The 14,686-nt window shown below is 60.9% G+C and carries 15 protein-coding genes; 7 read left to right on the forward strand and 8 right to left on the reverse strand.

All coding sequences use genetic code 11. The features are described 5' to 3' along the window. Positions 1-21: 21 nt before the first annotated feature. The 8 genes from AC2CHD_RS18130 to AC2CHD_RS18165 form a co-directional block, all read right to left on the reverse strand. Positions 22-348 carry a hypothetical protein gene (locus tag AC2CHD_RS18130; RefSeq protein ID WP_484554775.1) on the reverse strand — a complete coding sequence of 109 codons (327 nt, stop codon included), beginning with the start codon at positions 346-348 and terminating at the stop codon, positions 22-24. 19 nt (positions 349-367) lie between these two features. Then, positions 368-1,063: an orotate phosphoribosyltransferase gene (locus AC2CHD_RS18135; RefSeq protein WP_484554776.1), complete on the reverse strand. Its 696-nt coding sequence runs from the start codon at positions 1,061-1,063 to the stop codon at positions 368-370. 101 nt (positions 1,064-1,164) lie between these two features. After that, positions 1,165-2,448: a hydantoinase/carbamoylase family amidase gene (locus AC2CHD_RS18140; protein WP_484554777.1), complete on the reverse strand. Its 1,284-nt coding sequence runs from the start codon at positions 2,446-2,448 to the stop codon at positions 1,165-1,167. After that, positions 2,445-3,389 carry a dihydroorotate dehydrogenase gene (locus AC2CHD_RS18145; RefSeq protein WP_484554778.1) on the reverse strand — a complete coding sequence of 315 codons (945 nt, stop codon included), beginning with the start codon at positions 3,387-3,389 and terminating at the stop codon, positions 2,445-2,447. The genes AC2CHD_RS18140 and AC2CHD_RS18145 overlap by 4 nt, the downstream gene beginning before the upstream one ends. Beyond that, positions 3,383-4,222 (reverse strand): dihydroorotate dehydrogenase electron transfer subunit, encoded by an 840-nt coding sequence (locus AC2CHD_RS18150; protein ID WP_484554779.1) that lies wholly within the window; start codon positions 4,220-4,222, stop codon positions 3,383-3,385. The genes AC2CHD_RS18145 and AC2CHD_RS18150 overlap by 7 nt, the downstream gene beginning before the upstream one ends. Before the next feature lie 5 nt (positions 4,223-4,227). Beyond that, a complete protein-coding gene (locus AC2CHD_RS18155; protein ID WP_484554780.1) occupies positions 4,228-5,514 on the reverse strand; it encodes a TRAP transporter large permease in 1,287 nt (428 codons plus the stop codon). Further along, positions 5,511-6,011: a TRAP transporter small permease gene (locus AC2CHD_RS18160; RefSeq protein WP_484554781.1), complete on the reverse strand. Its 501-nt coding sequence runs from the start codon at positions 6,009-6,011 to the stop codon at positions 5,511-5,513. The genes AC2CHD_RS18155 and AC2CHD_RS18160 overlap by 4 nt, the downstream gene beginning before the upstream one ends. Before the next feature lie 114 nt (positions 6,012-6,125). Continuing rightward, positions 6,126-7,151 carry a TRAP transporter substrate-binding protein gene (locus AC2CHD_RS18165; RefSeq protein WP_484554782.1) on the reverse strand — a complete coding sequence of 342 codons (1,026 nt, stop codon included), beginning with the start codon at positions 7,149-7,151 and terminating at the stop codon, positions 6,126-6,128. Positions 7,152-7,378: 227 nt separating this feature from the next. Between AC2CHD_RS18165 and AC2CHD_RS18170 the strand changes: the two genes are divergently transcribed. From AC2CHD_RS18170 to AC2CHD_RS18200, 7 genes are all read left to right on the forward strand, one after another. Continuing rightward, entirely contained in the window at positions 7,379-8,272 is an 894-nt protein-coding gene (locus AC2CHD_RS18170) for a helix-turn-helix domain-containing protein (RefSeq protein WP_484554783.1), read from the forward strand. A 138-nt stretch (positions 8,273-8,410) separates the two neighbouring features. Further along, the gene (locus AC2CHD_RS18175) at positions 8,411-9,259 is read left to right on the forward strand and encodes a phosphodiesterase (protein ID WP_484554784.1); all 849 of its coding nucleotides are present in this window, start codon (positions 8,411-8,413) and stop codon (positions 9,257-9,259) included. A 127-nt stretch (positions 9,260-9,386) separates the two neighbouring features. Then, entirely contained in the window at positions 9,387-10,715 is a 1,329-nt protein-coding gene (locus tag AC2CHD_RS18180; RefSeq protein ID WP_484554785.1) for an extracellular solute-binding protein, read from the forward strand. Positions 10,716-10,797: 82 nt separating this feature from the next. Continuing rightward, the gene (locus AC2CHD_RS18185) at positions 10,798-11,682 is read left to right on the forward strand and encodes an ABC transporter permease subunit (protein WP_223006426.1); all 885 of its coding nucleotides are present in this window, start codon (positions 10,798-10,800) and stop codon (positions 11,680-11,682) included. Positions 11,683-11,692: 10 nt separating this feature from the next. Then, positions 11,693-12,610 (forward strand): ABC transporter permease subunit, encoded by a 918-nt coding sequence (locus tag AC2CHD_RS18190; RefSeq protein WP_229450680.1) that lies wholly within the window; start codon positions 11,693-11,695, stop codon positions 12,608-12,610. Positions 12,611-12,630: 20 nt separating this feature from the next. Further along, the gene (ugpC, locus tag AC2CHD_RS18195; protein WP_484554786.1) at positions 12,631-13,779 is read left to right on the forward strand and encodes a sn-glycerol-3-phosphate ABC transporter ATP-binding protein UgpC; all 1,149 of its coding nucleotides are present in this window, start codon (positions 12,631-12,633) and stop codon (positions 13,777-13,779) included. Continuing rightward, entirely contained in the window at positions 13,776-14,633 is an 858-nt protein-coding gene (locus AC2CHD_RS18200; protein WP_484554787.1) for an endonuclease/exonuclease/phosphatase family protein, read from the forward strand. The genes ugpC and AC2CHD_RS18200 overlap by 4 nt, the downstream gene beginning before the upstream one ends. The last annotated feature ends 53 nt before the right edge of the window (positions 14,634-14,686 follow it).

The raw sequence follows: 14,686 nt of genomic DNA on the forward strand, positions 1-14,686 counted from the left end.
ATGCCAGTGGTTTGAAGCCTGTTATCCGGCTTTGATCGTCGCAGCGAGGCGCGCCGAAGCCTTGTTGAGGGCGGAAAGCTTTTCAGCCTCGGACCCCTCCTTGTAGGCGGCATCGAGCGTGTTGACGATCTCGGTGAAGAGCTCCAACTCTTCGTCCGCCGCCGTCATGGTGAGCGGCTGGTCGTCATAGGCCTCCACAAAGCGCTGGGCGGCGTAGGCGATGAGCAGAAGGGCAGCGGCGTTTTCCGGCTCGCTGGTGATGCGGGCATGGGCCTTGACCGCGCAGCCTTCATAGGCGCGAACGCTTCCGCCCTGCTCGTTCAGATCCTTCAAAAACGTATCAAACATGATCCAGGTCCTTTGGGATTTACTGCGGCAGTTCTGAGATGCCGCCATGGTTCGCCGACCATTCGGTTGGCGCATTCAGGAATTTTTCGACCTCAGCGATCGTTTCCGGCGAAAAGCGGTTTTCTTCCTTGCAGACAGCGAGCACATCCCACCAGGTGGCCAGATGATGCAGGCGCATGCCGGCGGCTTCAAGCCGCTTCGGCGTGTCGGGGAAGATATCATAGTAGAAGACAGCGAACGTGTCGGTGACCTGCGCGCCGGTTCGCGCCACGGCCTCGGCAAACTTGATCTTGCTGCCGCCATCGGTGGTCAGGTCCTCGACCAGAAGCACACGCGCGCCTTCGCTCAGCGCGCCCTCGATCTGCGCATCGCGGCCAAAGCCTTTCGGCTTCTTGCGCACATATTGCATGGGCAATCCCATGCGCTCGGCAAGCCAGGCGGCAAAGGGAATGCCCGCCGTCTCGCCACCCGCCACCGCATCGAACTGCTCGAAACCGACATTGCGGAAGATGACCGAGGCCGCGAAATCCATGATCCCGGCGCGAACGCGCGGATAGGATATCAGCTTGCGGCAATCGATATAGACCGGACTTGCAAGACCAGACGTGAACGTGAACGGCTGCTCGGCGCGAAAATGCACCGCCTCGATCTCCAGAAGCATGCGGGCGACCATTTGAGAAATGGCAGTCCGGTCGGGAAAGGTGTTGGAGAACATGTCGTGGTCCTGTTCGTTGTTCGGGCCTTTTCGCTAACAGCTATCTCCTGCCTGAACCAGCCCGGGAATGAGGAGATTCGTTTCCGGTAGAAAACGCACCATCACTCCGCCCTCTCAAGAAAAGCCGAAAGGATGTCCACGCCGGCAAGGAAATCGTCGATTTCCATCGCTTCCTGCGGATTGTGCGAGCCATTCCGGTTGCGCACGAACACCATCGCGGAGGGAACGCCGGCGGCAGCGAACACGGCTGCGTCGTGCCCGCCGCCGCTCGGCATGACGAAAGGCTCCTGTCCGACCTGGCGCATGGCCTCTTCAAGGCCGGCGACGAGCCCCCTGTCGCACAGCGCCGGTTCCACACGGAGCTCTTCGCCAAGCTCGAAACGCACCCGCCGGTCGCGCTCGATCTCCTTGATCTCGCTCTTCAGAAGCGCCCGCATGTCGTCCAGCGTTTCCGGCTTCTGGCTGCGCATGTCGAGGCTGAAGGACACTCGGTCGGGAATGCGCGACATGGCGTGTTTTTCCGGATCTGTCGCCACGATGCCGCTTGTGAGCACCAGATCGTCACCCTTGTTGAGGATCGTCGTCCAGCTTTCGTCGAGCCGCACCAGAAGATCGGCCATGGCGAGAACGGGATCGCGCCGGTAGGCCTTGGGCACCGCGCCGGAATGGCCGGCCTCGCCGTGGCAGGTGATCGAGCGGTAGCGGATATTGCCGCGAATGCCCGAGACGGCGGCCGCCGGAATGTTCTTGCCGATCAGGAGCGGCCCCTGCTCGATGTGAAGTTCGAGATAGGCCTCCATCCGGCTGACATCCATGAGCGGCTTTTGCGCACGGATTTTCTCCACGGGCAGGCCGATATCGGCCATATGCGCTTCCAGCGTGCGGCCATCACCCTTGTGGGTTTCTTCAAGCTCGCGCTTTGAAAGCGTTCCGGTCAGCACCTTCGAGCCGATATAGCACGGGCCGAACCAGGCGCTTTCCTCGCCACGCATTGCGAGCACATGCACCGGTTTTGCAAAGCGGCGCCCCTCGCGCCGAGCGCGGATCAGGCAGATGAGCCCCGCGACGACACCGGCGAGCCCGTCGAAGTTTCCGCCGAAAGGTACGCTGTCGACATGGGAGCCGACGACGACGACACGCTCGGCATCGCGGTCCTCCGGCAGCGAGAAAAGCGCGTTGCAGCCTGCATCGTACCAGACCGCCAGCCCCTCGGCCTTCGCTACGTCTTCAAGATATTTCAGCGTCCGCGTCTCGACCTCGGAAAAGGCCGGGCGGCTGACGCCTTCCACATCGGGCGACAGGCGCGCAACATCATCGAACAGCCGCGCAGCCAGCGCGTGATCCTGCGCCCGGACATCGGCAAAAGGAGCGGGCTGGGCGTTCATGGCGCTGCTTCCATGAAGACGACCGCCTCATCCTGCTCGCCATCGATGACAGAGCCGATCAGGTCTTTCACCGAGGAAAGCCCCTGGTTGGAAAGCCAGTCTTCCAGACCATCGATCAGCGACAGCATGATCGTCGGGTGAATGAAGGTGGCCGTGCCGACCTGAACGGCGGATGCCCCGGCGATCAGATATTCGATCACGTCTTCCACGGTGGAAATGCCGCCGCAGCCGATGACGGGAATGCTCGTCGCCCGCGCACACTGATAGGCCATGCGCAGAGCGATGGGCTTCAGGCTGGGGCCCGACAGGCCACCCATCAGATTGCCAAGCTTGGGCCGGCGCGTATTGATGTCGATGGCCATGGAGAGGATGGTGTTGGCCACCACCAGCGCATCGGCGCCAGCCTCTTCCGCGGCGCGCGCCACTTCAGAGGTCTCGCCCGTGTTGGGTGTGAGCTTGGCCCAGAGCGGCAGGTCGGTCGCCGCGCGCAGCTTGCGCATTACGTCATGGGTGGAAGACGGGCGGATGGCGAACGCCTTGCCGTCTTCCTCGATGTTTGGGCACGAGATGTTGACCTCGATGGCCGCGACGCCGGGCACGCTGACCTCGGAACACAGCGTTGCGAATTCATCCGCCGTGTTGCCCGAAATGGAGACGACCAGCGGTGTCTCGTAATGGGCATAGAAAGGCACCACCTTCTCGATGAAGGCACCCACGCCCTTGCTCGGAATGCCGATCGAGTTGAGCATCGATCCGTTCACCTCGCAGACGCGCGGCGTCGGATTGCCGTCGCGCCAGCCACGGGTGATCGTCTTGGTCACATGCGCGCCAAGCCGGTCGAGATCGAACACCTCCGCGAGATCCTCGGAGAAGGTGCCGGATGCCGGCATGATCGGGTTCTTGAGCTTGAGCCCGGAAATATCGACCGAAAGATCTACCATGCAATCGCCTCCATCATGTCGAAGACGGGGCCTTCGCGGCACACGCGCAGATGCACCTGCCGGTCGCCGCGATTGAACGGGCGCACGCAGCAATGGCACATGCCGATGCCGCAGGCCATCTGCTGTTCCAGCGCGATCTGGCCGGGAATGCCGTGGCGTTCGCCGATGGTCTGCAACAGCCTGAGCATGCGGTTGGACCCGCAAGTGTAGAATGCGTCGGCGCGCCCGTCCGCGATCAGCCCCTCGATGACGTTTTCCAGATTGTCGAGATCGGACGTGCCTTCCGCGTCGGTCAGCGTGACCACATCCGCGCCGAGCGACGCAAAATAATCCGTCGACATCAGATAGTCGGGATGACGCGCGCTGCAGATCGCGGTGAGCCTGCGGCCAAGACGGTTGGCCTCGAGCGCCAGCGGGGCAAGCGTGGCAAGGCCCACGCCGCGCGCCACCAGCACAAGATCCTGCCAGTCATCAGCAATGGTGAAGGGCTCGCCGAGAGGGCCGAGAACATTAAGCCTGTCGCCGAGCGCCAGCGAGGCCAGCGCACGGGTGCCCGCACCCGTTACCTTGTAGAGGAAATGCAGCTCTCCCTTCTCGGGATAGAAGCCGTAAATGCTCATGGGCCGGCGCAGATAGGGCGTTTCGCCACCCGCCTGCGGGCACAGGAGATGAAAGAACTGCCCTGCCCGGCAGCGCTTCAGAATGTCGTGCGGTGCCGCGAGAACCAGTAGACGGTATTCGCCATTGACCGGCTCGTTGCTCTTGACCGAGAGCGGCAGCTCGAAAGCCTTGATTGACGGCACATCGTCCATCGTTTCAATCCTTTCTGGCATTTCCGTCATCCGAACACGAGGCGTGGCAGGAAGGTGGAAATGTCGGGCACATAGGTGATGATCGCCAGCACGATGAGGTTCGCGATGATGAAGGGCCACAGGCCCGAAATGATCGTCAGAACCGGCTTGGAGAGCGTCGAGGACGCCACGAAAATGTCGAGCCCGAAGGGCGGCGTGATCATGCCGATCGAAATGTTCAGCGTGACGATCATGCCGAAATGAACCGGATCGATGCCGAGCGCCGTCGCCACGGGATAAAGCGGCGGAACGAGGATCAAAAGCGCCGAATTCGGATCAATGAACATGCCGGCGATCAGGAAGCTGATGTTCACGATCAGGAGGAACATGATCGGCCCGGCATGGATTGCGTCGAGAAACGCCGTGATCGCCGATGGCACCTGCGCCAGCGTGATGAAATAGGAGAGCAGCCCACCCATCGCCAGAAGAACGAAGATGATGGCTGTGGAAATGGCCGCACGCTCCGTGACGGCAAAAAGCTTGCGGAAGGTCAGCTCGCGGAAGATCACGCCTTCCACGAAAATGGCGTAGACGACACTGGCCGCCGCGGCCTCGGTGGGTGTGAAATAGCCGCTGTAAATGCCGCCCAGAATGATGATCGGCATGCCGAGCGCCCACCCCGCCTCGCGGATCGCGATGACGCGCTCTTTCCAGCTCGTGCGTGGGCCGCGCTCGACGCCGGAGCGGCGCGCTTCAAGCGCCGCCATGATAGCGAAGGCAAGGCCAAGCACCAGTCCGACGGCCAGACCGCCGACGAAGAGCTTGGCAACGGAAGTGCCTGTCATCCAGCCATAGATGATGAAGGTGATGGATGGCGGAATGAGCAGCGCCGTCTCGGCGCTTGAAACGATGAGACCGAGCGAGAATTTGTCGCTGAAACCGGCCTTGCGCATTTCCGGATAGACCATGCGCGCCATGGCTGCGACGGTGGCGGGAGCGGAGCCGGAGACCGAACCGAACGCCATGGAGCCGCCAATGGTGGTGTAGCCCATGCCGCCGCGCAGATGGCCGACCAGCACCTTGACCAGGCCGGTGAGGCGACGCGCGATCTGTCCCTCGCCCATCAGCTCGGCCGCGAGAATGAAGAAGGGAATGGCCAGAAGCGTCGTGTGGTTGATGCCGCCCAGAATCTTCTGCACGACCACCGGGTCTGGCAGGTTTCCGTAGAAAAATTCCTTGATCATGAGCGCCGGCACGCCCAGCACGAGAAACATCTCGAAACCGAGGACCAGCAGCAGGACCGCAACGATGATGACGAGTGCGAAAAGGATCATTGTTCCTCCGATGCCTGACCGGCGAAACGATCGATGCGGCCGAAAAAGCTGAGCGCGAAGCGCAGCGCCATGAGCGCAAAACCGATGGTGGGCGCGAGATAGATCCAGAAGACCGGAATGTTCAGCGTCGGGCTCTTCTGGCCCATGCCGTAAACGAAGGCGGTCATCTGGTAGCCGAGCCAGACAAGATAGATGCAAAACACGAAGCCGACCGCATCGATGACCTTTCTGAGCGGCAGCCCGGTCGCCCGCGCAATGCGGTCGCGCCAGGTGTGCACACCGGCGTGGCGTCCCTTTTCAAGCGCGAGACCAACCGTGAGAAAGACAAGGAAGAGGCTCATCAGCCGCACGGCTTCCTCGACCCAGGCAAACTCGGAGGCAAAGGTGCCACCGACCTGTCGGGCCAGCACATTTGCAGAATAGAGCGCGACCATGGTCAGAAAGATGGATACCGCCGCAACCCGCTCTGCAGTCCTGATGATGGCAAGTGCTTTCAACGTCTCAATCCCTGCAAATGAAGCCGCGCCCTTGAAAAAAGGAAGCCGCTGCCGGGCTCTTTGCGGAGCCCGGCATGTGACCGTCAAAGCTTCGGTTCAGGTTGGAGGCGGCGCTTACTGTGCGCCTGCCGCCTCATACTCTTTCTCATAGATGGCGATCAGCTTCTCGCCCTCTTCGCCCGCACGCTCGACATAGGCGGCACGAGCTGCCGGATACATCTTGTCGCGGAACGCGGCCTTTTCATCGTCGCTCATCTCGCGGATGTCGATGCCGGAAGCCTTGATCTCCTCAAGCGCTGCGGCAACCGCCTCGGCCTTGTGGTTGATGAGCTCGGGAATAACCTCGTTGAAGGCATCCACGATCGTCTTCTGATGCTCCTCGGGAAGGCTTGCCCACCAGGCCGGATTGAAGAGGATCACATCTTCCATCGCGCCGTGATCAGACAGCACGAGATGCTTCTGCACTTCATAGAATTTCATGCGCTGGATCGTGTCGAGCGGGTTTTCCTCGCCATCGACAACGCCCGTCTGCAGCGCGGTGTAGAGCTCGCCAAAGGGAAGCGCGATGGCCGAAGCGCCGAGCGAGTTGAACTGCTCGATCAGGATATTGGAATCCATCACGCGGAATTTCTGGCCCGCGAAGTCCTCAAGGCTTGCAAGCGGCTTGGAAGAGGTGAAGTTCTTCTTGCCGTTGGGCCACAGGCCGATGCAGGTCACGCCGCGTGAATTGAAGCTTTCGCAAAGTGCCTCGCCGAATGCACCGCCGCGGATCTTCTGTGCGGTCTCGTCATTGTCGGGAAGCAGGAAGGGGATGTCCATAATGGAGACGGCCGGGTTGAAACCACCAAGGAACGCTGCCGGAGCAACTGTTGCCTCGAGCGTGCCAAGCTGGACACCCTCGGTCATTTCGCGCTGCTGGCCAAGCTGGCCCTGCGGGAAGAGCTGAAACTCAACCGCACCGTCGGTCCGCTCATTGACCAGCTTGGCTACCTTCTCAAGATGAACATGGCGCGACTGCTGCGCCGATTCCAGATGACCGATCTTGGCCACGAAATCCGCTGCCCAGACGCCTGTCGCGAATGCCGCGCCAGCCACGCCCATAACAGTCGTTGCAGCCAGTTTGCGAATGAGATGTTTCATTGTTCCGCCTCTCCTTTGCTTTTTAAACAAGCAGACTACGAGCCCCAAAAAAGCCTGTCAACGGAAATTCTCAAAAATGAGACGATTTGCATTTTTGTCCCATTTATGAGCTTCTGGTGTGAATTTGAGCAGATGCGTTGACAAGCCGGCACAGCGCACCCGATAACGGAAGGCACGGGAACTTGCGAGAAAAAAGCGTGTCACAAAACAGCACGTCTCAGGGCGATTTGATCAGATTCACCGACATTGGCGCCCGCCTGCGTGCTTACCGGCTCGGCAAGGGCCTCGCGCCTGACGAACTGGCCGAAAAGCTGGGGATCTCGCGTGCCGCGCTTTACCGCGCGGAAAAGGGCGAAATTCGCAAGATCGAGATGCTGACCAGCATCGCTGACGTTCTGGGCGTTTCGCTGCCAAGCCTGATGGGCGTCGGCGTGGAGTATGTTTCGAGCGCCATCGCCTTTTTCGAGCGCATGCGCCAGCTGGAAGACGATTGCCAGCAGGTGATCGGTCTTTTCAGCCCGGTATCCTACCTCCTGACCTCGGATGCCTATGACGATGCTCTGCAAGAAGTCCTGCGCGAATCCGTGCCCGCGGAAGTCGATCCTGACGACAGCGCGGGAGAAGTGGTTGACGCGCTGATCAACATTTTGCGGGCCCGCAAGAAAGCGTTTCGTCTGCGCCGACCGCTGATCGTAAGCCTCATCGCCTCGGCCGATCTTGAAGGGTTTTTGCTGCACGGGCTTATCGGCCGGCATGACCTGCCCCCGGATGTGGTCGACAAACGCCGCCTTCAGGCGCGCCGTGAAGCCGAATACATCCTCTCCTTGCTGCGTGATCAACCAATCGGCATTCAGATCGGCATCGTGCGCGAGCCTGTGCCCGCAACCAGTTTTCAGATCTTCCGCCAGCAGGACCGGTCGGTTCTGGCCATCAGTCCCTTCCGGCTCGGGGAGCAACCGAATATTCGTGTCGGCGTGGCGCTCATAACTTCCGCGCCCGAAGCCATGTCCCTGCACGAAGACATCGCCGAACGCCTCTGGGGCGATGCACTCAAAGGTGACGAAGCGGCGAGCTATCTCGAGACGATGATCGAGAAATACGCGATAAAGCCGGACGCCTGACGCGCACCTCCGCAACCCGCGTCACTGTATTGTAATACTGCCGCAACAAATCTGTCAGTCGCCCGACACAGGGCAGTGATACCCGCTGTGCAACGGCCAACCGGCTCGGATAATCACACAAGCGACAGCGGGGCAGACATGCTGAAATTCATCGTCATGAGCGACATCCATCTTTCTCCGGAAGGGGTCGCCACCAACGGGCTGGACACGACCAAGCGCCTTCAGGCCGCCATCGATAGCGCAAACACCAATCACGGCGATGCGGATTTCTGCATTTTCGCCGGCGACCTCGCCGACCGTGGTGAAATTCCAGCCTATGAAATACTCGACCGCATGATCGACCAGCTTAAAATGCCGGTCGTGCTCACGCTCGGCAATCACGATCACCGCGATCGGTTCAAGGAGGTGTTCGGCACCCTGCACGACGATGAAAACGGCCATATTCAGAAGGCCATCGACGTCAGGGGCTACCGCGTCATCGTCATCGATTCCTCCGAGCCGGAGATCGTCAGCGGCGTGCTTTGCGAAACGCGGTTGTCATGGCTCGCTGCACGCCTCGAAGAGGCGAAGGATCGGCCTGTCATCATCGTCATGCACCATCATGCGAATGATCTCCACATGCCCGTGGACCAGATCAAGCTTCAGGAATCGGAGCGGTTCCTCCATGTGCTGAAGACGCATCCCGACATCCGCCAGGTCATCGCCGGTCATGTGCACCGGCAAACGACGGGCCTCTGGCACGGCATCCCGCTGACCACGATTTCGGGCAACCATTATGACGTCAACGCCCATCTGCCGGGCATGCCGGGTGAGCCATTGCGCCTCGATGGTCCAGCTCAGTACGCCGTGGTTCTGGCGGAGGAGCACAGCACACTCGTGCATTTCCACGATTACATTCACCGCCACGCGGAAATGGCCGACGGCCTCTTCCGCAAGCGCCGCAAACATATCGAAGACGGTGCTGAACGCGAAAAGGTGGCCGGCTAATTAGCCGCTTGGCAGCTGTCAAATAAGTTTCATTCTGCGGTCACCCGACTGTCAAGGCACACCGATAGGCCAAGGCGCGACCGGTGCTGGTGCCGGCGACCGCTTCTTTCCATCTGAGGGAACCAAGATGCAAAAGACACTCATCGCAAGCACGCTCGCGCTGTTAGCACTGACAACATCCGCCATGGCCGAGAAGGTGAAGTTCGAATACTGGTACGGTCTGACCGGCCAGCTCGGCGACCAGGTTCAGGCCACCTGCGACCGCTTCAACGCCTCGCAGGACAAATATGAGATTTCCTGCGTCAGCCAGGGCGACTATGCCACGGCCCTGCAGAACACCATCGCCGCCTTCCGGGCCAAGAAACACCCGACCATCGTGCAGGGCGTCGAGGTTTCCGCGCCCGACCTGATGCTCTCCGGGCAGGTTTATCCGGCTTATAAGCTGATGGAAGATCACGGCATCGACATCGACTGGGACTCCTATTTCCCGGGCATCGCCAACTACTACGCCGACTCTGAGGGCCGCCTCTGGTCCATGCCGTTCAATTCCTCCACGGCGATGATGTACTGGAACGTTGACGCCTATAAATCCATCGGCCGCGACGAGGCACCCAAGACCTGGGAAGAGTATGAGCAGGTTCTGCGCGAATTGAAGGAAGCCGGCAGCGCATGCCCTGCCGGTTACGCACCATCCTCATGGGTCGACCTGGAGCAGTTCTCCATGGTTCATGGCGAGCCGATCGCCACGAAGAACAATGGCTATGACGGGCTCGACGCCGAAGTGGTGTTCAACACCACGCTCCACGCCAAGCACATGAAGAACATCAAGCGCTGGATCGACGAGGGCCTTCTGGTCATCAAGACCCGTGAAACCGGCCTCTCCGAGCGCGATGCCTTTGCAGCGGGCGAGTGCGCGCACTATTTCGGTTCCATCGCAAGTCACCAGGCCGTCACCGAGCAGGTCGGCGAGGGTTTCCTCTGGGACGTTGCCATGCTGCCCGTCTACGAGGGCACGGAGCGCAAGAACTCGGTCGTGGGCGGTGCATCGCTGTGGACGCTTTCCGGCAAGACCGAAGAACAGTATCGCGGCGCTGCCGAATATTTCAAATTCCTCGCCAAGCCCGAATCCGCCGAATTCTGGAGCACGGTGACAGGCTATATTCCGGTGACTGACGAAGGCTTCGACTATCTCGTCAAGAAAGGCTTTTACGACGAGCGCCCTTACAAGGGTCGCGAGAAGGCCATTGAATCCCTCACCTACACGCCGGTCACGCCACTGACCCGCGGCATCCGTCTTGGAAACTTCGTGCAGATCCGCGCCGAATGGACCTCGCAGATGCAGGCTGTCCTGAGCGGCCAGAAGACCCCGCAGGAGGCGCTGGACGACGCTGTCAGCCGCTCCAACACGATCCTGCGCAAATTCGAGCGCACCTACGCAGGCAAGACGCTTCCCTGAAGCAGGCCAAACACGCTGCGCCACGGCTCACCGAGCCGTGGCGCAACCATTTCAGCCTGTCTCCGCAACCCCCGGAACGTCCATGCAAAAGCGCGCTTATTTCAAGGCCAACTGGCTGGCCTATCTCTTCATTGCCCCCCAGTTGCTGATCATCTTCGTGTTCTTCTACTGGCCGGCATCGCAGGCCATGTATTGGGCCTTCACCCTTGAGCAGCCCTTCGGCGGCGGCAATCAATGGGTCGGGCTCGACAATTTCAAGGCGGTTTTCTCCGACGAGACCTACTGGGCCTCGATCTGGCGCAGCATCGTCTTTGCCGTGCTTTCGACCGGGCTTGCCATGTCCATCGCGCTGGTGCTGGCGCTCTTCGCCGACAGGCAATTGCGCGGCTATCGCTTCTTCCGCGTCGGCATGATCTGGCCCTATGCCATCGCGGCACCAGCCGCCGCGCTCGCGTTCCGTTTTCTTTTCAATCCGCAATCCGGTGTCTTTGCCTATCTGAACACGCTGTCGCCCGGCCTGTGGAACCCGGCGCTCTCCGGCGTCGACGCCATGACCGCGATCATCATTACCCAGGCGTGGAAGCAGGTCTCCTACTCCTTCATCTTCTTTCTGGCCGGCCTCCAATCCATTCCGCGCTCACTGATCGAGGCAGGCTCCATGGACGGCGCGCGCGTCATGCGCCGCATGCTCGACCTGCAGCTTCCGCTGCTCGCGCCGACCATCTTCTTCCTGCTGGTCATCAACATGACGGATTCCTTCACGGACTCCTTCGGCATCGTCGACATTCTGACCGAGGGCGGTCCCGCCCGCGCCACCGAGCTCATGGTCTACAAGATCTATGTGGATGGCTTTCAGGGGCTCGATTATTCCGGTGCCGCGGCCCAATCGCTGGTGCTCATGGGGCTCGTTATCCTCATGACCTTCTTCCAGTTCCGCTTCATCGAACGCCGCGTGCACTACACGTGAGGAGCCAGCCATGATCGAACGCACCCCCCTCCTCAACATCGTCACCCATGTAATCCTCGTCGCCGGCGCCCTGCTTCTGATCATTCCGATCTGGCTCGCATTCGTTGCCGCCACGCTGACGGTGGCCGAGGTCAACTCGCCCAACGTGCACTACCTGCCGGGCGGGGAATTGTGGAACAATCTCACCGCCGCATGGACCCGCGCAGAATTCGGCGTGAAGTTCATGAATTCCATGATCGTCGCCATCGCCGTGGTGATCGGCAAGGTGATCATCTCGGCCATCAGCGCCTTCTCCATCGTCTTCTTCAACTACCGCCTGCGCATGGTGTTTTTCTGGGTGATCTTCATCACACTGATGTTGCCGCTGGAAGTGCGCATCGTGCCCACCTACTCGGTGGCCGCCAACGCGCTTTACCCGTTCCAGACCATTCTCGATGCAACGGGCATAAGCTGGCTCATCGCGCAGATCGCGGGCGTCGAGCTCTCACTCGAATGGAACATGTTGAATTCCTATACCGGCCTGATCCTGCCGCTGGTGGCGACGGCGACCGGCACATTCCTCTATCGCCAGTTCTTCCTCACCATTCCCGACGAACTGGTGGAAGCGGCCAAGATGGATGGCTCCGGCCCCTTCCGCTTTTTCATCGAAGTCCTTCTGCCGCTGTCGCGCACCAACATCGCGGCCCTTGCCACCATCATGTTCGTCTATGCGTGGAACCAGTATCTGTGGCCGCTTCTGATTATCACCGACCGGGCCAACTACTCCACCGTGGTGATGGAGTTGCGCCGTCTCATCCCCGGCCCTGACGCCATTGCCGACTGGAACGTCGCCATGGCCGGAACACTCATCGTCATGCTGCCGCCGCTGCTCGTCGTTGTCCTGATGCAACGCTGGTTCGTGCGCGGCCTCATCAGCACCGAAAAATAGTCTAGAGAAAGGCTGTCATCATGGCCGATATCAACATTCGCAAGGTCGAGAAATTCTACGGCAAGAATCAGGTCGTCCACGGTGTCGACCTCGATATCCGCAACGGCGAGTTCATCGTCATTCTCGGCCCTTCGGGCTGCGGCAAGTCCACGCTGCTGCGCATGATCGCCGGGCTTGAAGAAATCAGCGCCGGCGAGATCGCCATCGAGAACACGGTGGTGAACAAACTCGAACCGCGCGAGCGCGGCTGCGCCATGGTCTTCCAGAACTATGCGCTCTACCCGCACATGACCGTCGCGCAGAACATCGGCTACGCGCTGAAAGTCGGCGGCATGCGAAAAGCCGAACGGATGCAGAAGGTGGAAGCCACGGCCAAGAGCCTCGGCCTCGACCAGCTTCTCGACCGCAAGCCGGCGCAGCTTTCGGGCGGCCAGCGCCAGCGCGTCGCGATGGGCCGCGCCATCGTGCGGGAGCCGAAAGTGTTCCTGTTCGACGAGCCGCTTTCCAACCTCGACGCCAAGCTGCGCGTGCAGATGCGTCTTGAAATCCGCCGCCTTCACCGCGCGCTAAAGGCCACCTCCGTCTTTGTCACACATGATCAGGTGGAAGCCATGTCGCTCGCCGACCGTCTGGTGGTGATGAACGGAGGCCGGATCGAGCAGGTCGGCACGCCCGAAGAGGTCTATCACGCGCCTGCCAGCGTCTATGTCGGCGGCTTCATCGGCTCACCGGCGATGAACTTCCTGCCCTGTGGTGTCTCCGAGGACGGCACCTTTGCGGTGATCGACAACACACACTTCCGCCTGCCCATAGACCCCGGCATCGGCAAGACCATCGCCGGCCAGTCGGTCATCGTGGGCCTGCGGCCCGAGGATCTGAAAATCGTTCCGGAAGCCAATGACCCGCACCTTCTCACCGTCGCCTTCGATTTCTCCGAAGAACAGGGTAGCGGCCGATTGATGCATGGCCGTCTCGCCGGGCGCGATTTCGTGCTGCATTCCGCCGGGCGCAATCACCCGGAACCCGGCACGCCCTGCTCGCTCTCGATTGCGCCTGAAAGCGTGCATCTCTTCGACCCAACAACCGAAAAGCGCATCGTGGCGGAGGGCAACCCCGCCGCCGAACCCGCCGCAGTCAGCCAACCCGATTTTGCCGGAGCCATTCAATGAAGCTCGTCAGCTACAACATCCAGTATTCCAAGGGGAAGGACGAGCAGTTCAACCTCGACCGCATCGTCTCGGAAATCGAAGGCGCGGACCTGATCGCCCTGCAGGAAGTGGAAACCCATTTCCCGCGCACCGGGCTCGTGCATCAGGCGCAGGAGATCGGCGCGCGCCTGCCGGATTACCATTGGGTCTATGGCCCCGGCATCGACATCGACGCCTCGATCGTCGCCGATGACGGCACGGTCACGCATCGCCGCCGGCAGGTCGGCAACATGGTGCTCTCGCGCTGGCCGATCCTCTCATCCATGAACCATCTTCTGCCCAAGATGGCGCTGACGAACCAGTATCACCAGCAGCGCGCAATGATTGAAACGGTGATCAGGACCGACGCCGGCCCGCTGCGCTTCTGCTCGGTCCATTTCGATCATATCGGCCCGCAGACGCGGCTGCCGCAGGTGCATCATGCAATGGACCTGCTTCTGAACTCTGCCCATCGCGGTACCGCATGGGGCGGCAAGATCGCAGGCGACTGGTATGAGATCCCGCCGCCGCCCGTGCCCGAGCGCACCATCGTGATGGGCGATTTCAACTTCACGCCCGACAGCGAGGAATATGCGCTTTTGATCGGCGACCGCTCGGAGAGGCATGGCCGCCTCGTGCAGGATGGCGGGTTTACCGATGCATGGGTGGCCGCCGGCAATGATGAGGATGAAGGCATCAGCTTCATCGGCACGGGCGTGCGCATCGACCATTGCGTGGTGAGCTCGAACATGGCCGGCAGCGTGAAACGTGCCTGGATCGACATGGATGCGCAGGGCTCGGACCACCAGCCCCTGTGGGTCGAGATCGAGGGTTAAATTCGGCACTGGCGGGTGCCGGCCTCAGGCCGGCATCCGTGGCACACGCACCA

Source organism: Nitratireductor sp. ATLC21 (assembly GCF_057196525.1).

What these genes read in the sequence shown, in the direction of transcription:
- AC2CHD_RS18165 (WP_484554782.1), bottom strand. Translation starts at nt 7,151, where the DNA reads ATGAAACATCTCATTCGCAAACTGGCTGCAACGACTGTTATGGGCGTG.
- AC2CHD_RS18200 (WP_484554787.1), top strand. Translation starts at nt 13,776, where the DNA reads ATGAAGCTCGTCAGCTACAACATCCAGTATTCCAAGGGGAAGGACGAG.
- AC2CHD_RS18130 (WP_484554775.1), bottom strand. Translation starts at nt 348, where the DNA reads ATGTTTGATACGTTTTTGAAGGATCTGAACGAGCAGGGCGGAAGCGTT.
- ugpC (WP_484554786.1), top strand. Translation starts at nt 12,631, where the DNA reads ATGGCCGATATCAACATTCGCAAGGTCGAGAAATTCTACGGCAAGAAT.
- AC2CHD_RS18180 (WP_484554785.1), top strand. Translation starts at nt 9,387, where the DNA reads ATGCAAAAGACACTCATCGCAAGCACGCTCGCGCTGTTAGCACTGACA.
- AC2CHD_RS18185 (WP_223006426.1), top strand. Translation starts at nt 10,798, where the DNA reads ATGCAAAAGCGCGCTTATTTCAAGGCCAACTGGCTGGCCTATCTCTTC.
- AC2CHD_RS18140 (WP_484554777.1), bottom strand. Translation starts at nt 2,448, where the DNA reads ATGAACGCCCAGCCCGCTCCTTTTGCCGATGTCCGGGCGCAGGATCAC.
- AC2CHD_RS18145 (WP_484554778.1), bottom strand. Translation starts at nt 3,389, where the DNA reads ATGGTAGATCTTTCGGTCGATATTTCCGGGCTCAAGCTCAAGAACCCG.
- AC2CHD_RS18135 (WP_484554776.1), bottom strand. Translation starts at nt 1,063, where the DNA reads ATGTTCTCCAACACCTTTCCCGACCGGACTGCCATTTCTCAAATGGTC.
- AC2CHD_RS18155 (WP_484554780.1), bottom strand. Translation starts at nt 5,514, where the DNA reads ATGATCCTTTTCGCACTCGTCATCATCGTTGCGGTCCTGCTGCTGGTC.
- AC2CHD_RS18190 (WP_229450680.1), top strand. Translation starts at nt 11,693, where the DNA reads ATGATCGAACGCACCCCCCTCCTCAACATCGTCACCCATGTAATCCTC.
- AC2CHD_RS18175 (WP_484554784.1), top strand. Translation starts at nt 8,411, where the DNA reads ATGCTGAAATTCATCGTCATGAGCGACATCCATCTTTCTCCGGAAGGG.
- AC2CHD_RS18150 (WP_484554779.1), bottom strand. Translation starts at nt 4,222, where the DNA reads ATGCCAGAAAGGATTGAAACGATGGACGATGTGCCGTCAATCAAGGCT.